Here is an 18340-nt window from a genome sequence, read left to right on the forward strand (position 1 = left end):
TAGAAAATTTATTTTCCAGAGTATCCTTTAAGTTTTCACATTGTATCCCTATCGCTATATTCCCTTTAAATACTTACTCTTCCAACATTGTAATTAATAATTAATTTATAAGAATAAAATATATTCTATGTGTAATACTAAGATTGAAATAAAAAGTTAGGAGTGATTTTATGCAAAACTTAAACCAAATGGAATTACAAAATCTTCGCCATCTTATCGGCGCTCATGGAACAATAGCAAATAAACTTGATGATTTTGCTAATCAATGTACTGATCAAAATTTAAGCCAAATGCTAAAAACTGATGCTCAAGAAGCAAGAGCTGCTAAACAAAAATTAATGGGATTCTTAGGATAGGAGGGTATAAAAATGCAAGAAAAAGATATAATGAATGATTATTTAAGCATGATTAAGAGTAGTTTAACTGGATATGCTACTATGATATCCGAAACAGATAATCCACAATTAAGACAAACACTTCAACAAATGAGAGATAGCGATGAAACTCGTCAATACAAAATTTATCAAGCAGCTAAAGAAAAAGGATATTATAAACCTGCTCAACCAGCAAAACAAGAAGAAATAAGCACAGTAAAATCTGAATTAACTATGGGCTAATATCTATTATCCTAAAGAAATTAACAAAAGATTATTTTTACTTCAAAACTTTTATAAAGGCAGGAATACCTGCCTTTATTTCATTAATCCAATATATAACCTTTTGCCTTTATGATTAATACGCATAATATTAGTGTTTCCTACATCCTAATAACATTTCTAGCCCCCCGTTTACTAATTATGATTTTCACATAATAAATTATTCATTTGGATCTGTTGTCCACCCTTTAGACATAATATCATCATCCACTTTAAAAGCTAAACCCTTATTTCTTACGTATAGGATATTTTCATCAGGATATATAGCAACATCATCCTCTTCTTTAGTTCCAATATCCAGTATTTTCAATATTTCTTCACTATTATTAAAAAATTGATGCGAAATATTTTTGCCAGCAGGCTTTGAAATTACATCTCCAGATTTAACTTCAAATTCTTCATCGTTTATTCTTATGATTCCCTTCCCACTCATTATAACAAAAAACTCTTCTTGCATTGAATGATGATGATATTTTGTGCTTTTATAACCTGGTTCTATATAGTCTATATTTACATATATTTTTTCACTACCTACAGCATTTCCTACATACATTGTTTTAGCACCTTGAAACTTACTAATATATTGATTTGGTATATTATCCATATTGCATATATTTTTCATAAGACACTACCTTTCTTATTTAAGAAGTCTATTATCTTTTCTGTCATTTCAATAGTTTCTAATTCTTTTAAAATTATTATTTGTCTAAAGGCTCTGTTGGAGTAGAATTTACAACTACGACTATATATTGAAAGTAATCAGTAGTTACTCCATCTTTAGCTATTGGTCCAGTACGGTATGGATTCATTGGCCATATTAAGCTATTTTCAAAAGGAGAGTTTTCCCCCTTTAATTTAAAAAGAGTTATAGGCTTCATAAAATATTTATTAAAATCAGCAGATTTGTAGGAATCTATATGCTCTTTACTATGGTCTTCTCTATTCATATACATACAGTTCTTATATAAATAAATTATTGATAATACTTTACCTTTTACAGGAGAATTATTTCCATTCATATGTGCAGCTACCCAAGAAACTCCTCCCTGCTCTCTTTGAAAGGTATGATTTAGCCCCCATTGACCATAATACTTACCTTTTGGTAGGTGATCATAAACCTTAATAAAATTTTCGTATATTTTTTCATCTCTAATTTTATCAAAATCTTCTTCTGAGGATACTATATCTATTCTATTTATTATATTTTCATTTACTAATTGAAATCCAAAAAAATTATCCTCTAAGTATTTTTCATATACATTTTTGTTTTTTTCTATACTATTTTTTAATTCTGAACAAAATCTATATAATCTATCGTCTGCTTTATTCTCATCTAAATATCCACTGTTAATTATGCTATTAAATTCTTCCATATCACTTTTTATTTCATCTGGTACTTTTTTATTAGGTAATACTGAATTCATATATCTAAGTGCATTTACAGACTGATGTTCTATATCAATACCTACAATTTTAATTTTTTTATCATCAGGCAATGTTTTATTATATTCATATACCTTCTTCCAATGCTCATATCCCTGCTTATTCCATGCAAAAGTACCTTTAAGAGGTTTGTACATTTCCTCTAATATACTTTCATCTCCAGTTTTCAAATACTGATTTAAAAAACAGCTGTCACTATATGACAACTCCATTAAATAATAATTAATATCTGCCTTTTCTTTAAAATACTTTAAAAATTTTAGCTCTAACTCTGTGTTGGCCTTTATTCCATGATTTTCCGCCGTAAAAAATATTTCTTTATCCTTTAAGTCGTTGTCTAATAATTGAAAAGAAGAGAAATCATCATTATCTTCTAAGTCTAAAGCTGAATGATTTTTTTCTAAAAAATTTTCTACTTCAATATTCTTTTCTAAATTTTCTTCACTATTTAAAATTTTCACAGTAAAAAAACTTATAATAAAAATAAATATAAAAATAACTAATATTGTTTTTAATGTTTTTCTCACAGTAGTCCCCCTTATTAAAATTCATTTAATATGGAATTTCTCCTAATAATAATTTAAACTAATATTTTATTAATGATTTCTTTAAAGTTAAAAGATAATATAAAACATATGAAATAAAGTAATCAGTCAGAAATGAGAAATAGATGAGTATATTAACTAGTTATTTCTTAAAGATGTCTATAGAAATAGTTTATTTTGAATCTTGAATTATCATCACATAATCAAAATAATCTGTTGTTACTCCACTTTTATGGTATCCATTTTGAGCAAACACAATTTCAGAAATAAAATCTGTATATAATACTTTAGAAAATGGTGAGTTTTTACCATTTAACTTAATTAAAGTATGATTTGACTTTAAATATTTATCTAAAACTTCATTGTCATTATAGGTAGATAGAATGTCTTCTGCTCTTGCAGAATAAGAATTTTTATAAAATAATGCTATAGATAGAATTTTATCTTTTAGCTCTGGAATTTTTTCATTAATATCCTCTGCTAGCCATACTCTATTTGTAGTTTCCTCTTTATAAATATGGCTTAGACCAAATTGTCCAAAATATTTTCCTTTTGGATAATGGTTATAGATTTTTTCAAAATTTTCATACAATTTTTCTTCTCTTTTCATATGAGCTAAATCATCATCAAATGAGTCACCTTCCCATACCTCTATAGTATTTTTTAAATTATCTATTAACATAAAGAAATCAAAAGCTTCCTCTTTTAATATATCCTCATATAGATTTTTATTTTTATATATTTTATCTGTTAACACTGGCAGTTTATTTTTGTATTTATCAAATTGTTTTTTCAATTCTTCAACGGGAGTATTTTCATCTAAATTCATAATTTCATATAGCTCTTTAAGAATACTTAAGTCTTCTTCAACTTCCTCATATTTTTTATCTTTTAACATATCTATTAAATATGATTCAGTTCCAAATCCATCAATACCTATAGCTACAACTTGTATTTTATCCTCATCTTTCAATGTTTTATTATATCTATATATTTCTTTCCACATTTCATATTTTTCAGGTCGTCTTTTTTTATTTACAAATTTATTTAAATAATTTTCATCACCTGTTTGTAGATATTTATTTTTATAAATTGAATATAAATATTCATCCTCCTCTACCAAATATTTAAAATTAGTCTCCTGTTTTAAATATTTTAAGAATTTTATAAATACCTTTGCATTATCTTTAATATCATGAACTTCTCCTATTAAAAATAATTCATTATTTTTAAGATCATCTTTTAATAATTTTAAAGATGAATAATCTTCATTATCTTCTAAATCAATTTGAACGTTATTTTTATCCAAATACTTATAATATTGTTTTAAAGATACTTCATCATTCTCGCTTTTATCAGAATTAGCACAAGATGTAAAATTAAATATCATAATAATTGCAATAATTAATAATACTACTCTTCTTTTCATATCTATAACCCCCTTATTTAATTCATAGTTCACAATGCACAATTCACGATTATGGAAATTTCTCAGCAATAGCTGCAAAATTTAGAATTGATTAACTGTAGGGGAGAACAGTGTTCTCCAGAAAACCCAAGCCCATTCCCATTATTAGATATTTGATATTTCAAATAATCTTTGCAACTACAAAAATCTATTAAAGAAATTAGTTTGATCAAAACTAATTTCAACCTTAATTGTGAATTGTGAATTTTGAATTGTGCATTGTGAATTGCTTTAATATGTTTGTATCTCTAGTAAATCCTCTATTCTATCATTCATAAACTTATACGAATCATAGACTCCTTGGTTATAAAATTCACTTGATAGCTCTTCTACGATAAAATCTAAAATCATTCCACAGGCTAAATCTCCTAATTCTTCTTCTCTTTCTTCTAAAAAATAATTTTTAATTTTAGATATCATTTCTTCTCTTTTTTCTTTACTTACTTTAATTTTACTGTTCATGGTTTTATCCTCCTCAATATTTCAGTGTTACTTATTATATTGCTTTAAGCATTTTAAAGAACCTTTTATTAAATCTACTGTTTCTAAAATTTCTGAAATATTTTTTTCTGTTTTATGATTATTTCTTGTATAATTCATTATATCCCTAGCAGCCGATAATGAATTTTCAAATTTATCATTCATCCATTCATATCTAGGTAAAAGCCATATGTGGAAATGTCCTGATCTCTCTTCTTGAATTATGCTTATTTCCTTAATATCTTCTATACCTTTTAATGCTATTCTTGCCTTATATACTAAATCAAATAATTCTTGGGACTCCTCATAAGTAAGCTGTGATATTGATTTTATATGTTTTTTTGAAGCAATAATTAAAAAAGCTTTTATAGGAATTTCTGGGTCTTGGTGAAGAATAAAATTATTAGTTTCAGCTATTATTCCACCTGGCGGTATTATTTCTCCTAGTGCAATAGAACAACCAATGCATTTACATTGCCACTCTTTATTTAAAATATCTTTAATCATAATAAAGCTCTCCTTATAAATTCATATTAGATAATACTTAACCATATAATAAATCAATATAAAATTATACAATTCATTTATATCTAAATTATTGATATATTGTAAATATATTCTACTAAAAATATTGATAACCTTTTTTCATATAGAGATAAATAATCATAATAACTAACCGATTTTTTAATTGTTGCTGTAAAAAGAATTTTCGTTGGGAAATATCTCATATTTGTTAATTTTTATAGCTTTATTCATATATATCCCTTTTATGGTTTTTTATTGACAAGATGTTTTGGAAATGATATTATTAATTTGGTTAAATTTAGAAGAAACTTTGAAGTGTGTTCTGTATATGGGCATCTAGAGCATATGAAGTTACTGATGCAACCGGCTTCTAAAAATCGCATTATTAGGGGGAATTCTTTATGAAATCAAAAAGAACTTATTCATTAGTAACAATTATGACATTACTTTTAGCCGGAACTATTAATGTAACTGCAAATGCATCTGTACAAGAGAATAACAAAACACTTACTGATAAATTACAAGTTGACATAGTTGTAAATTCAGTAGAAGAAAATAGAACTTCTATACCTGAATGGACAAAAAATACTAGATATTATGTAGGAGACAAAGTTACACATGAAGGTAAAATTTATGAATGTATAGTAGATCACTCTAGATTATCTCCATCAACAAAATATGTGTGGAAACTTATAGGAGAAGATAAGTTACCTGAATGGAAAAGAAATACTAAGTACTATGTTGGTGATAGAGTTACACATGAAGGTAAAATTTATGAGTGTATAGTAGACCACTCTAGATTATCTCCATCAACAAAGTATGTATGGAACCTTATAGGAGAAATCTAGTCCTATATATGTGGCTAGATTATTATAGAAATCTTTAATTATTAAACTTAAGAATAATTAAATAAATATTAGCTTATTAAAAATTCCTCAAATAGAGGAATTTTTTTATATCAAAAGATAAAAAAGATTAAGCTTATATTGCTCAATCCTTAAACCTTAAGTGTATGATACTTAACTTTTCTCTTTAAATTTATTATACTGACTAGTTATTTTTTTGAAAGTGACTTAACTTTAAAGCCTTCATCTATAGTTATTATTTTTATGTTTAAAATATTAAGTAACTCAGATAAACTCTTAACTTGATTAATATATTTAATGTTGTTTTTCTTAACTAACAATTCCACCATTTTTATAATGTCTTCTTTTTGCTCTTTATTAAGTCTGTAATTATCTTTTAAACACAATCCATTAATATAAATTAATGTAGTCCAAATTTGTTCCTCTGCAATTTTATTAATATCCATAAGGACCCATGTAAAATCTTTTCTTCTATAATTTGCTGGATATGCCTTTTTAAAAAATTCTATAAAGTGGTTAATAGGCTGTGGATCTTTCTCCTTAACATACTTTCCTAATTGGGCTTTTAGTTGATTCTTTAAATACATGATTGTATTAGGTTTAATAACATCTTTCATTTCATCTATACTATTATAAATTAATACATATGTATCTTGTATTTGCTCACTTGTTATATTGCCTGCCTTAAGTACTTTTGTAATACTAATATACTCTAATATATTCTTCTTACAATTTAATTCTTTATTATATAGTACTTCCCAAATTTCCTTTGCCCCTAACCCCTCTAGGTTTTTATTTATCTCTAATTGAGTTTTATCATTAATATCCATATTTAAATGTACCATCCTTTTTTTGTTTTCATTATATCACAATTAGGATATAGAATTCTTAAGAGACTTTAGTATTAGGATACGATGTAAAACTTAAAATATACTCTAGAAAATAGTTTAACCTCTTAAAAATTAAGGATTGATAATTAAGAGCGAAGAATTAAGGAAAAAGTTCACTAAAGGTGGATTTCTTAAAATAAAATTTATTTTAAGAAAACTCCAAGGGCTTTGACCTTGGAGTTTTAACCATAATTATTCATCCTTAATTCTTAATTTTTAATTCAAGTATTCTGGGGACGGTTCATTAAAATATATCTAAATACTTTTTTAATTGCTAAAAAGAATGAACCGTCCCTTATTTATATTTAATTTTCTTCAATAATTTTTTTAATTATATTCTTAGAATTTATTATTACTTCATCTTCATCTACAACTTCGAATATTATCTTACCATCAAAATCTTTAAGTATTTTCTCAAAGATATACTTGAAATCTATTTCTCCATTACCAACTGGCAAATGTTCATGAATGGCATCAAAGCTTTTATCTGCAATATGAAGTATTTTTGGTTTTTTAATTTGAATTATATTTTTAAGATGGTCATAACTATCTATATGGGCTATATCTAATAGTAGTTCTACATTTGGATTTTTTGAAAACATAATATTTATTTCCTCAGTTTTATAAAAAATAGGATCTAACTTACTATTGTTTTCCACATATAGAGTTATGCCTGCTTTTAAAAATGCTTCATTTGCATGCGAAATTTTTTCTGCAAGTTTAAAAATTGTACTACTATTTATTTCCTCACTCTCACATATAGGATGTATTATTACTTCTTTATGTGAAAAATAATTTAAAATATCTAAAATTTTTGGTACATGTTCCTCAAATTCATTAATATCTAACACAGCGTGAATTATAACAGGAAATCCATGCTCTTTTATAACATTTCCTTTATCACCTTCAATTTTATCTATTAAAATATCGCCTTTCATATACCAAATCTGCATAAAATCAAAACCATTATCAATTGAAAACTTTACTTCTTTATCATAATCATTAAACCATCTTATGCTTCTTCCATAGTAAATCATAGTATTCTCCTATCTCTTGGGGACGATTCATCAAAATATATAAATATTTTTAATTACTGAAAAAGAATGAACCGTCCCACATCTATTTCTTCACTTCAAATATACAGGCTTTTGTAGTTATGGATATATCTCCATTTTTCTTAATGTAATCATCTATATATTTTCTAAAATCATCTTTCTTTTTTCCTACAAGTACAGAGGTTCCTTTTATACTAGAAGCTTTATAGGAAACAATAGCATCAACATCAGATGTAACAATCTTTCCTTCTAAGACTTCAATCTTAACTTCACTAAAATATTTTTTTAGTAATGCTTGTCCATTTTCAAGTTGGAATCTATAACACATTCCATTATTATGAAGCCCTAAGGTAGGATCAAATTTTTCTATGAGGTTATTTAACTCACTCATAGCTTCACAAGAATTGGCGGTGACATAAAATGTCCCATCTTTAACAAGAACTCTTTTTATTTCTAATAGAGCTTTTTCTATATCTGGAACAAGATAAATCATATGTCTTGCAATTACTACATCAATGCTTTCATCTTCATAGGGAATATTTTGTGCATCAATTTCCTTATATAAAAAATTTTGTCCTACGCTTTGTAATCTTTCTTTTGTACTTTCTAGCATTGAACTAGAAAAATCAGATAAAGTAACATTCCATTCGCTATTTACATTATCTTTATTCTTAATCCAAAGTTCACCAGTGCCACAACCTAATTCTAATATTCTTGCTTTACTTGGAACTTTCATTTGATTAAAACACCAATTATTCCAATCTGTTTTATTGGTATTATAACTATGAAGCTTAGTTCTTAAATTAAAATTCTCAGCACTTTTATACTGTTCTTTTACTTTACCTTCCATATTAGTTATCTTGATAATATCAATAAGCTTCTCAACTTCTAAAAATCCATTTTCTTTTATTTGATTTTCTGCTTTATCAAAAACAGTTATAACTGATTCTAGATGTTTTTTCTTTTCTTCTAAAGCATTTTTTTGAGCACTAATTATACTTTCTAAATTTTCTTCTCTTTTATATAAAATTTCTTTTATCTCATTTAAAGATAATCCAATAAATTTTAAAGTAATAATTTGCTGAAGTTTCAAAAAATCTTCTTCACAATAAATCCTATATCCAGAGCTAGTTTTATATGATGCTTTTAATAATCCGATTTTCTCATAATGAAGTAATGTTTTTGCAGTTACCCCTGCTCTTTTAGCAAACTCACCGATTTTCAAGATATTACCTCCCCTCATAGTCATTCTAAGCTCCTACCTTAGGTTGGAGTCAACCTTTTAAAATACACTATATTAACTTTATTATAATTTAGCCTGTAAACTATAATTTTTCTTTACAGATTCAAAAATAAATCCTATAGAAAAAATTATAATCATAAGAATGTAAGATACTATTAAAATAATATTTCCATCAATTGTATCAGTAAACATCATCATTATTTTTGTTGCTATAGGTACTATAAGTATCATATAATTTTGAGATATTCCTGCTATTATAAGATTTTTATTTGTATCATCTAATAATATAAATTGCCAGATATAAAAGAGAAATGATATCGCCCACAAACTATTACCCATTAAAAAGCTTTTTACTTTATTCTGTTTCGCCCTTGCAAATACTTTTCCAGCCCAAAACCAAAATACAATAAAAGCAATAACAAATATCCATGGGACCATAGAATATATTTGCAAAATGAAACTAACTCTGTTTATAATAATCCCAATTATTAAAGGTATTAATATTATTAATATATATTTAGATTTATTTTTACAGCTCATAAAAATCCCTCTCTTAATTTTCTAAATGATTTAAGAACCAATCCCTAGTAAGATTGATTAAAGTATCATAATATTCGAGAAAACTATGATCAGCACCATCAATAACTTCTAATCTACTATCCTTAGGAAGCAGGTCCATTGCTTTTTTAGAATTCTCATAAAGAAGCTTTTCTTCTTCATCATTATTACCATGTATTATCAAAATAGGACAATAAATATTCTTCATAAGTTCACTTTGATTTGTTAATTCAAAGTCCATAAGCATTTGTTTATCAATTATTACTTGTTTTCTTATTCCTTCAGCTATATTTTCAGTGATATATCCTTTTTCATTTAATTCTTTAATTTGTTCCTCTGTAAAATGCTCGCTCCAATTATATTTCATTGGGCCAGTTAAAGCTCCTGATAAAACCATTGCATCTATATCTAAGCTGCAACAATTTGAGCAAATAAGACTTCCAAGACTATGCCCATAAAGTCCTATTTTTTTATACCCTAATGACTTTACAAATTTGATTGCAGAGTTCAAATCATCTATTTCTTTAGAAACAGTTATGCTATCGTCATCGCTTTCCCCACATCCACAAAAGTCAAATGTCAAAACATTATATCCACATTGATTAAGAGCTTCTGCAAGTCTAGGAAATCTTCCCTTTGAACACTTGTCAGAAATAAAGCCATGAGCAAATATAATTATTGACTTAGAATCTGTAGGAAAAAGATTCCCTACTAATTTTAAATTTCTTGAATTAATAAAAGTTATTCTTTCCATATTTATCCCCCTTTTAAAGTATCTGAAATAAAATAACTAGCCAAAGAGACGACGTCTATTTTATGCCAGATAAGAAAACAGGTTTCGCTCATAGTTTAGCTCTGTCTACGCGGTATGGCGAAAAATAGATTAGTATTTTTTTGAAGATGCTTAAAATACTTCTTAATATTTCTCCCTGTATAACCTTTTAAATTTAATGAACCGTCCCCCAATTACAAACATAGTTTTTAATATCTTCCATGTTAAACCATAATATCCTTTTTTATTGCATAAAAAAAGCGTGACTGCTGTCACGCTAATTAAAATTATTGAATTCACAGTTAACAATTATTATCCTATTAAAAAGGACTGGCGAACACTATTCGCATCTACAATAAAACACTAGCAAATGTAGCCTCTCCATAGTATTAGTTAAATTTATTAGTATTGTTCCGACCTATACTGCACCTCAGGGGAACNNTAATTTCCACCTTAATTGTGCATTTTGCATTGTGAATTAAAATACCATAGATATATACATTAAGTTTTAAGGCAATTTATCTATGCATATTATCGTCTTCTATTTTTTCCACTGTTTTTATTATTACCTTTAACTCTAGCTTTTGGATTACTTTGTTTCAATCTTTTATTACTTTCTTTTCGATTATTTTCCTTTGTGTTAGGTTTATCTTTAGCCTTAGATTTATATGTACCTATTTTCTTATTTTTATTATGTTCTTTATCATTTTTGCTACCTTTAGGCCTAATTAAGCATTTTGGTCCATATCCAATTAAATCTGTTCTTCCTGCTTCAGTTAATGCCTCATGCACTAAATTGTAATGCTTAGGATTTCTGAATTGAAGTAGTGCTCTTTGCATAGCTTTTTCATGTCTAGTTTTAGGAACATAAACCTCTTCCATAGTTAATGGGTCAAGTCCTGTGTAAAACATAACTGTTGATAATGTTCCAGGAGTTGGATAGAAATCTTGAACCTGCTCTGGTTGATAATTGATATCTCTCAAATACTCAGCTAATTCTATTGCTGAATCTAAAGTACTTCCTGGATGGCTTGACATTAAATATGGTATTATGTATTGTTTTTTACCTAGCTTTTCATTTATTTTAAAGAACTTCTCTCTAAATTTGTCATAGGTTTTTCCAGCTGGTTTTCCCATATATTTTAAAACATTAGCTGATACATGTTCTGGAGCAACTTTTAATTGACCACTTACGTGATGTTCTATAAGTTCTTTAAAAAATTTATCATTTTTATCTGCCATTATGTAATCATATCTTAATCCTGAACGTACAAATACTTTTTTAATCTTAGGTAAACTTCTTACCTTTCTAAGTAATTGCAGGTATTCACTATGATCTACATCCATGTTTTTACATGGGTTTGGATATAAACACTGTTTATCTTTACAAGCTCCAAACTTTAATTGCTTTTTACAAGCAGGACCTCTAAAGTTTGCAGTTGGTCCTCCAACATCATGAATATACCCTTTAAAATCTTTAAGATTTGTAATTTCTTTTGCCTCTTCTAATATTGAATCTTCACTTCTACTTTGTACAATTCTTCCTTGATGAAAAGTTATAGCACAAAAAGAACAGTTCCCATAACATCCTCTTGAGCTAACTATACTAAATTTAACTTCATCTATAGCAGCTATCCCGCCTTGTTCTTCATAAATTGGATGATAACTTTTTTCATAAGGAAGAGAATATACTTTATCTAATTCTTCTCTATTTAATATTATCTCGGGTTTATTTTGTACCAAATATTTATTTGCATGTTTTTGTACTATAGTCTTCCCCCTAATTGAGTCCTGCTCCTCATATTGTACCTTAAAAGCTTCTGCATGCTTTTTCTTATCTGCGCAAACTTCTTTATATGAAGGTATTTCAATATAATCACTTATGTTTTCTAAGTCTTCTGCTACATAACAGGTACCTGGAACATGTGTGATATACTTAGCCTCCAAACCATCATTTAAATTGTTAGCAATTTCAACAATTTGCTTTTCACCCATTCCATATACTAAAAGGTCTGCCCCACTATCAATAAGCATAGATTTTCTTACCTTATCACTCCAATAATCATAATGAGCAAATCTTCTAAGACTTGCTTCTACACCACCAATTATAATAGTGACATTTTTATATGCTTCTCTAATTTTATTACAATAAACAATTGTTGCTCTATCTGGTCTTAATCCCATCTTTCCACCAGGAGAATAAAAATCTTTATCTCTTAGCTTTTTACTTACAGTGTAATGGTTAACCATGGAATCCATATTACCTGCATTCACTAAAAAGCCCAATCTAGGCCTGCCTAACCTTTTGAAGTCATCAGCGCTTTTCCAATCTGGTTGAGCTATTATCCCTACTTTATAGCCTGCATTTTCTAAAATTCTAGAAATAATTGCAGTTCCAAAACTATGATGATCTATATATGCATCCCCTGTAACTAAAACAAAATCTAATTCTTCCCATCCTCTGCTTTTCATATCTTCTTTACTAATTGGTAAAAATGTATTTTTCATTCGTTCCACCTGCTCATCTCTTGTTAATCTAAAATAGATTATACCATTAATTTTTTGGTTTTTACTAAGGATTCCTCATGTTAATTTTTTCATATGCCTAATTAAGTTTCTGAAAAATAAAATATAAAAAGATATGCTAAACTATCAAATTAGCATACCTTTGTTGTCGTAAAAGTTACTGCAAAAGCCTTTGCAATTTTAAATTTTGTTGCCATAAAGCAAACCTATTACACCTTAGTATAATGAGTTTCATCCGTAAAGGCGAATACTAGCCTTAAAGATATAGTTTTATATTATATAAGCACTTTATTTTCTCATATATAACTATACTTACTGATGTAATCCAAATCCTGTTATAACTAATGTCGCCCAATCATCTTCACCATTGTCAATCCAATGATATTCAATATCAAGTTCTTTAAGCCATGCATTAAGACCATTGGTTCTTTTGCTTACATTTGGTGATTGTCTTCCAAATTTATCTTTTATAATTTCAAGCAATTCTATTTGCTCATTTTTACCTAGATCTTCATCTAACATTTCTGATATAACTTCACAGCACTCTCCATAAGCTTTATGATCTTCATAATACAGCTCATTAGCTAATAGCTGCCTTTTCTTATTTAAATCATCTTTTACAGTATTAATTTCGTCTAAATTTGATAAGTACCTTTTAGCTATATTCATCGCTGCAATGTCATTATCTATTTTAATTATTGTTTTCTCTAATTTTGCATTTCTCATTTAATTTTCTCACTTTACGTTTTTTTATTTAATCATTTATTAATTATATCATTAATACCTTATGGCTAACAGCTTTATTATTTAAGTATGAAAATAAAATAATTACTTAAATATGGAATAAATATTTTATACCAAGTAATGAAACAATTTCCACTCATAGCATGGCTATGTGCGAGCTCTTATGGCAGAATATCATGAAAAACAAACTAGCATACTAACTAGCCCTATGCATCTTTTGAAGATGCCTTATATTATATAGAATTATTAAACATTCTTTATATCTTGCCATATACTCTCTTATTTTATCCCAATTATTTTTATAGTATTGTCTAGCTTAAAGAATTATTTTTCGCCAAAAGCATATATTACTGGCATATTAAAATGAAATCCATCTATCTTTCTAAATTTTTCAAGTCCATTAAATACATCTATTTTAAATTCTTCAACCTTATTCTCACCAAGTTCTTCTACTCTTTCAAATATTGTTCTTACTGCATTAGACCACATTTCTTGCCACCATTCTTCTTTGCTTTTATAAATGACATCTGCATCTTCCTCATAAATTTTTACATTTCTAAAACCTGAATCTTCTAATGTCTTTTTAGCACCATTTAATGTATTAAACTGTGGAATATTTGATTTTTTATTACTATTTTCACTAGTTGAACCTGTATTCAAATATTTATTAACTATTTCTGTCAGCCATTTTTGATCTTCTTGTACTCCCCATATGCTAAATCCAACTTGTCCATCTTTTTTTAATACTCTTAGTACATCATTTAATTTATTATCACTAAATAAAAGATATCCAATGCCAAATCCACAAATGACATTATCAAAAAAATCATTATCAAAATCTAAGCTTTCTGCATTCATCTGTATTACTTCTACATTTTTTATATTTTTCTTTAGGATATCTTTATATGTTTCATTGACCATAACTTCTGAAATATCTATGCCTACAGCATGTCCATTTCCCCCTATTTTATGTATCGCAGCAAACAACGAAGCTCCCCTGCCCGTACCAATATCTAATACCTTTGCACCTTTATTAATGCCTGAAAGTTCAACTAATCTATTTCCAAATTGATTCCAATAATCAGGTCCAATCTTTCCGAAGGTAGGTGCAACTTTATCGCATACTTCTATAAATTTTTGTTTTTCTTTATTCATATTTTATTTACCCTCTCATTTTGTTTCACAAATATCATTAATCTTAATAGTAATTTTGCAAAGTAGATATTATAAGCTTTTTAAAATTCTTATGTTTTTCTGGTAAGTCATTTTCTCCATTAATCATTTGAATTAAATTTACTAAATCCCTTAACTTTCCGAGTTTATACCAATTATCTGAAAGCTTTATCTTAGATATCTCCGAATAACTTTTTTCAAATACTGATATTAAATTTTTATCTAAATATTGCTCTTCTCTAAAAAATTGGCCTATATCAGATATTGGATGACCAGCCATGACAAACTCCCAGTCCAAAATACAGCTCAATTTTCCATTATAAACTAAAATGTTAGTTGGCCTAAAATCTCCATGAACCAAAGAAACTTGTTTACCCATCTGTTCTAAACTTTCTTTGTTTGATAATATCAATTTTTCTATATTTTTTACCGCTTCAGCTCCTAAACGACTTCTTGCATTTTCACCTAAAAACATTCCATACCATGTTTCTAAAGGAGGTAAAAAACTTTTCACTTCTAAATTATCATCTAAGAACCCAACTTTTGTATAAACATGATTATGAATTGATGCCATTGTCTTTCCAATATCCTTAATTAAGTTCTCTTCTAGAACATATCCAGAATTCATAGCACTTTGCAGGGTTATTCCCTGAGCAAATTCATAAATAGCAAAAGTTCTTAATTCAATGGATTCATCTTGAGATAAAAAATATAATTTCTGTACTGGTATTTCATTCTTTAATAGAGTTAATAACTTCTTTTCTTTTTTCCATGATTCATCATTAATAGGAAATATCCTAAGCAAAAACACTGAAGCATTATTCTTTATACGTACAACATAATTTGTATTCCTACAGCCTTCTAATAGTGGTGTAATACTTTCCACCACTAAATTTCTATCAAAAAGATAAAAAAGATGATCAACGATTTTTTTATCTATTTTATAAAATGGAATAATTCTCTCTAGCTTACAATCCATATTCCATCACACTCCAACTATTAAATGCTTTAAAATAAACCTCAAAACCCCTCATTTAAAGGTGACATAATCTTTCCTGTTTAAATATCATCTTTTATGTTTGGCTTTAATATTCTTTGATAATATAATATTTATGACTCTTATATTTTTACTATTTCTAATGAACCGTCCCTATGCTTCATCTAGCTTTATTGCTTTTAATACTGGCTTTGGCACATAAGAAGATATTTCTTTATTATACCTGTAAAGCTCCATAACCATAGAAGAACTTACATGACTTAAACTCCCTGCTCTAATATATATAGTTTTAAGTCCAAAGGATTCATTAATTTTTGCTAAATTTTCTTCATACTCATAATCAATTCCATTACGAATTCCACGAATAAGATATTCTACGCCTTCTTTATTTGCCAAATCTGCAATTAATCCATGAAAATTTAAAGCAACAATTTTATTACTATAAGGTAGATCTAAAACTGTCTGTCGTATAGCTTGGAGCATTATATTAGAATTAATTCTGCGATTTTTATCAGGATTATCAGCAATTGCAACAATTACCTTATCAAATAAAGATGTTGCTTCTATTAGTACATTGAGATGTCCAATTGTAAAACGATCAAAAGTGCCTGCATATATAGCTTTTGCCAAATTATTTCTCCCTCCTTAATTTTATTACTCATTATAATTTGAATTTGCTCAGTTTAATACATGCTTTTTATAAAATACTATTGTCATTTTATCATTTATTATTTTTCTTTCTTCACCTTGGCAATAACCCATTTTCTCATATAAATAGCAATTTCTCTTTTCCTGTAAAATTGTATCAAGCTCCCAAGTTGTAGCTTGTGGATATAGTTCCTCAACCATGTTCATTGCTTGCTGTGCAATACCTTTTCCTTGGAATTCTGGTGTAATAAATATTGGACCTAGTTTATATCTTGTTGTGTCTTCCCACCACATAACTCGAATTCCACCTGCAACCATGTTATTAAAGATTATCTTATAATAATCACCTAATTTGTAGCTAATCCTACTTATAGTTTTTTCAAGAGTTTCATTTGCAGGACTTGTTTCATAGTCTTGATATTTTTCAAGTAAAGGCATAAATGTTTTAACTTGTAGATCAAATAATTCTTCAGCATCTTTTTGAGTAGCTTTTTTCAACTTCAGATTCATTTTATTTTCACCGTCTTTCTTATACTAAAATAGCGCATATATAAATTTAATATGCGTCTTATAATTAACTAAAAATCATGCTTATTTTGATTTATGATACCAATCAATTGCTTTTCTTTCCAAATTTTTTACGAATGAATCCTTACCTAAACAGTATGCTTCAATATCCGATGGATATTTATTTGCAAGTTCTTGCTTAAGCTCTCCATACTCATATAAGTCTTTTGGATGAGCTCTTAGATAATCCCTAACTGCAAGATGCCTTTCAATATCACAAACATTATTAACATCAAATACATGAACATGATGTGTTCTATTTTCTAAACCTTTTCTAAAGTATCGTCTACCTATAATCCCATATTCCCCCATAGGTTCGTATCCTAATTCTTTAAATTTATCGTTATATTGATCTACTTTTTCAATGTCACGTACCACTGGCATAATATCAATGATTGGTTTAGCCTTTAAATCTTCCACTGAAGTACTTCCGATATGATGAATTTCTATTAATTCCTTTTCAAGTATATCCTTTATCTTCTTTGCTTATTGATTATACATCGAAGACCATTCTTGGTCATAATTAACAACAACTACTTCCATAATTTATTTCCTCCCATCACATATTTAATTTTGTATTCCTGCTCAGTCATTAAATATGAAGGATGACTGAGCCCTGTTGGGGGATAAAATTCATCATGTGTATAAGTAAATCCAAGTTTTTTAAGTAATTGAGCAGATGCAATATTTTTAGGATTGTGGCCAGCAAAAATTGCCTTAGCATTAAGATTAGTAAATGCATATTTAATTACAGCAATGCATGCTTCTGAAGCAATGCCAGCTCCCCAATAATTATCCTTTAAATGTATGCCTATCTCAAAAATCTTATTTTCATAATCATAGGGTCTCAATCCACAACAGCCTACATTTTCATTAGTTTCTTTAAGGTATATTGGCCAATATTGAATATTATAGTTTTTATACATTTCTATCTCTGTTTTTAGTCTCTCATAAACTTGTTTTTCTGACATTTCACCATCTGCAACAATTAATTTTGTTACCTTAGCATTTCCCCAAAGTTCTAAAGCATCATTTAAGTCTTCTTCACTCCACACTGAAAATCCTAATCTTGCTGTAGTAAGAAAAAAATCTCTCATTCTATATTCCTCCAACAGTTATAAAACTTTGTATATCTATTATATCACTGCCCTAATATAGGGTTCCTTAATGAAAATTCAACTTAT

20 protein-coding genes, 1 pseudogene and 1 riboswitch are annotated in these 18340 nt (G+C 27.6%); of the genes and pseudogenes, 3 read left to right on the plus strand and 18 right to left on the minus strand.

The genetic code is table 11. From position 1 onward, the window contains the following. Positions 1-170: 170 nt before the first annotated feature. Together B2W91_RS14085 and B2W91_RS14090 are read left to right on the plus strand one after the other, a co-directional pair. Positions 171-356 carry a hypothetical protein gene (locus B2W91_RS14085; protein ID WP_291582047.1) on the plus strand — a complete coding sequence of 62 codons (186 nt, stop codon included), beginning with the start codon at positions 171-173 and terminating at the stop codon, positions 354-356. Positions 357-368: 12 nt separating this feature from the next. Beyond that, positions 369-617, plus strand: a complete 249-nt coding sequence (locus tag B2W91_RS14090) for a spore coat protein (protein ID WP_291582049.1) — start codon at positions 369-371, stop codon at positions 615-617. 199 nt (positions 618-816) lie between these two features. On the opposite strand, the gene B2W91_RS14095 is transcribed toward B2W91_RS14090, so the two are convergent. The 5 genes from B2W91_RS14095 to B2W91_RS14115 form a co-directional block, all read right to left on the minus strand. After that, complete coding sequence (locus tag B2W91_RS14095; RefSeq protein ID WP_291582051.1) at positions 817-1278, minus strand: cupin domain-containing protein; 462 nt, start codon at positions 1276-1278, stop codon at positions 817-819. A 76-nt stretch (positions 1279-1354) separates the two neighbouring features. After that, positions 1355-2626 (minus strand): hypothetical protein, encoded by a 1272-nt coding sequence (locus B2W91_RS14100; RefSeq protein WP_291582054.1) that lies wholly within the window; start codon positions 2624-2626, stop codon positions 1355-1357. 190 nt (positions 2627-2816) lie between these two features. Beyond that, the gene (locus tag B2W91_RS14105) at positions 2817-4073 is read right to left on the minus strand and encodes a hypothetical protein (protein WP_291582057.1); all 1257 of its coding nucleotides are present in this window, start codon (positions 4071-4073) and stop codon (positions 2817-2819) included. Between the two features lie 270 nt (positions 4074-4343). Then, the gene (locus B2W91_RS14110; RefSeq protein WP_291582060.1) at positions 4344-4574 is read right to left on the minus strand and encodes a DUF2164 domain-containing protein; all 231 of its coding nucleotides are present in this window, start codon (positions 4572-4574) and stop codon (positions 4344-4346) included. 27 nt (positions 4575-4601) lie between these two features. Then, positions 4602-5099, minus strand: coding sequence for an HIT family protein (locus B2W91_RS14115; RefSeq protein WP_291582062.1), 498 nt, complete (start codon positions 5097-5099; stop codon positions 4602-4604). 312 nt (positions 5100-5411) lie between these two features. Continuing rightward, positions 5412-5495: riboswitch (cyclic di-GMP riboswitch) on the plus strand. 23 nt (positions 5496-5518) lie between these two features. On the opposite strand from B2W91_RS14115, the gene B2W91_RS14120 reads away from it, so the two are divergent. Further along, positions 5519-5965 carry a carbohydrate-binding protein gene (locus B2W91_RS14120; protein ID WP_291582065.1) on the plus strand — a complete coding sequence of 149 codons (447 nt, stop codon included), beginning with the start codon at positions 5519-5521 and terminating at the stop codon, positions 5963-5965. A 206-nt stretch (positions 5966-6171) separates the two neighbouring features. Here B2W91_RS14120 and B2W91_RS14125 read toward each other — a convergent pair whose 3' ends face one another. The 13 genes and pseudogenes from B2W91_RS14125 to B2W91_RS14185 form a co-directional block, all read right to left on the minus strand. Then, positions 6172-6813: a hypothetical protein gene (locus tag B2W91_RS14125; RefSeq protein ID WP_291582067.1), complete on the minus strand. Its 642-nt coding sequence runs from the start codon at positions 6811-6813 to the stop codon at positions 6172-6174. Between the two features lie 365 nt (positions 6814-7178). Then, positions 7179-7910 (minus strand): sugar phosphate isomerase/epimerase family protein, encoded by a 732-nt coding sequence (locus tag B2W91_RS14130; protein ID WP_291582070.1) that lies wholly within the window; start codon positions 7908-7910, stop codon positions 7179-7181. An 82-nt stretch (positions 7911-7992) separates the two neighbouring features. Further along, positions 7993-9153 (minus strand): MerR family transcriptional regulator, encoded by a 1161-nt coding sequence (locus B2W91_RS14135; protein ID WP_291582072.1) that lies wholly within the window; start codon positions 9151-9153, stop codon positions 7993-7995. An 81-nt stretch (positions 9154-9234) separates the two neighbouring features. Then, on the minus strand, positions 9235-9711 hold the full coding sequence (locus B2W91_RS14140) for a hypothetical protein (protein ID WP_291582075.1): 477 nt from the start codon (positions 9709-9711) through the stop codon (positions 9235-9237). 13 nt (positions 9712-9724) lie between these two features. After that, entirely contained in the window at positions 9725-10483 is a 759-nt protein-coding gene (locus B2W91_RS14145) for an alpha/beta hydrolase (protein ID WP_291582078.1), read from the minus strand. Between the two features lie 549 nt (positions 10484-11032). Then, positions 11033-13009, minus strand: a complete 1977-nt coding sequence (locus B2W91_RS14150; RefSeq protein WP_291582081.1) for a YgiQ family radical SAM protein — start codon at positions 13007-13009, stop codon at positions 11033-11035. 330 nt (positions 13010-13339) lie between these two features. Continuing rightward, complete coding sequence (locus B2W91_RS14155; RefSeq protein ID WP_291582085.1) at positions 13340-13753, minus strand: hypothetical protein; 414 nt, start codon at positions 13751-13753, stop codon at positions 13340-13342. A gap of 342 nt (positions 13754-14095) precedes the next feature. After that, positions 14096-14926 carry a class I SAM-dependent methyltransferase gene (locus tag B2W91_RS14160; protein WP_291582088.1) on the minus strand — a complete coding sequence of 277 codons (831 nt, stop codon included), beginning with the start codon at positions 14924-14926 and terminating at the stop codon, positions 14096-14098. Between the two features lie 43 nt (positions 14927-14969). Continuing rightward, positions 14970-15923 (minus strand): phosphotransferase family protein, encoded by a 954-nt coding sequence (locus tag B2W91_RS14165; RefSeq protein ID WP_291582091.1) that lies wholly within the window; start codon positions 15921-15923, stop codon positions 14970-14972. A 171-nt stretch (positions 15924-16094) separates the two neighbouring features. After that, positions 16095-16571 carry a pantetheine-phosphate adenylyltransferase gene (gene coaD, locus B2W91_RS14170; protein WP_291582093.1) on the minus strand — a complete coding sequence of 159 codons (477 nt, stop codon included), beginning with the start codon at positions 16569-16571 and terminating at the stop codon, positions 16095-16097. 48 nt (positions 16572-16619) lie between these two features. Beyond that, entirely contained in the window at positions 16620-17099 is a 480-nt protein-coding gene (locus tag B2W91_RS14175) for a GNAT family N-acetyltransferase (RefSeq protein WP_291582095.1), read from the minus strand. An 81-nt stretch (positions 17100-17180) separates the two neighbouring features. After that, positions 17181-17699: pseudogene (locus tag B2W91_RS14180) on the minus strand (GrpB family protein). Further along, the gene (locus B2W91_RS14185) at positions 17690-18253 is read right to left on the minus strand and encodes a GNAT family N-acetyltransferase (RefSeq protein WP_291582098.1); all 564 of its coding nucleotides are present in this window, start codon (positions 18251-18253) and stop codon (positions 17690-17692) included. Before B2W91_RS14185 ends, B2W91_RS14180 begins: the two are co-directional and overlap by 10 nt. Positions 18254-18340 lie beyond the last annotated feature (87 nt).

Source organism: Clostridium sp. UBA6640, assembly GCF_002455975.1.
In the GTDB taxonomy this organism is placed as follows: domain Bacteria; phylum Bacillota; class Clostridia; order Clostridiales; family Clostridiaceae; genus Clostridium_J.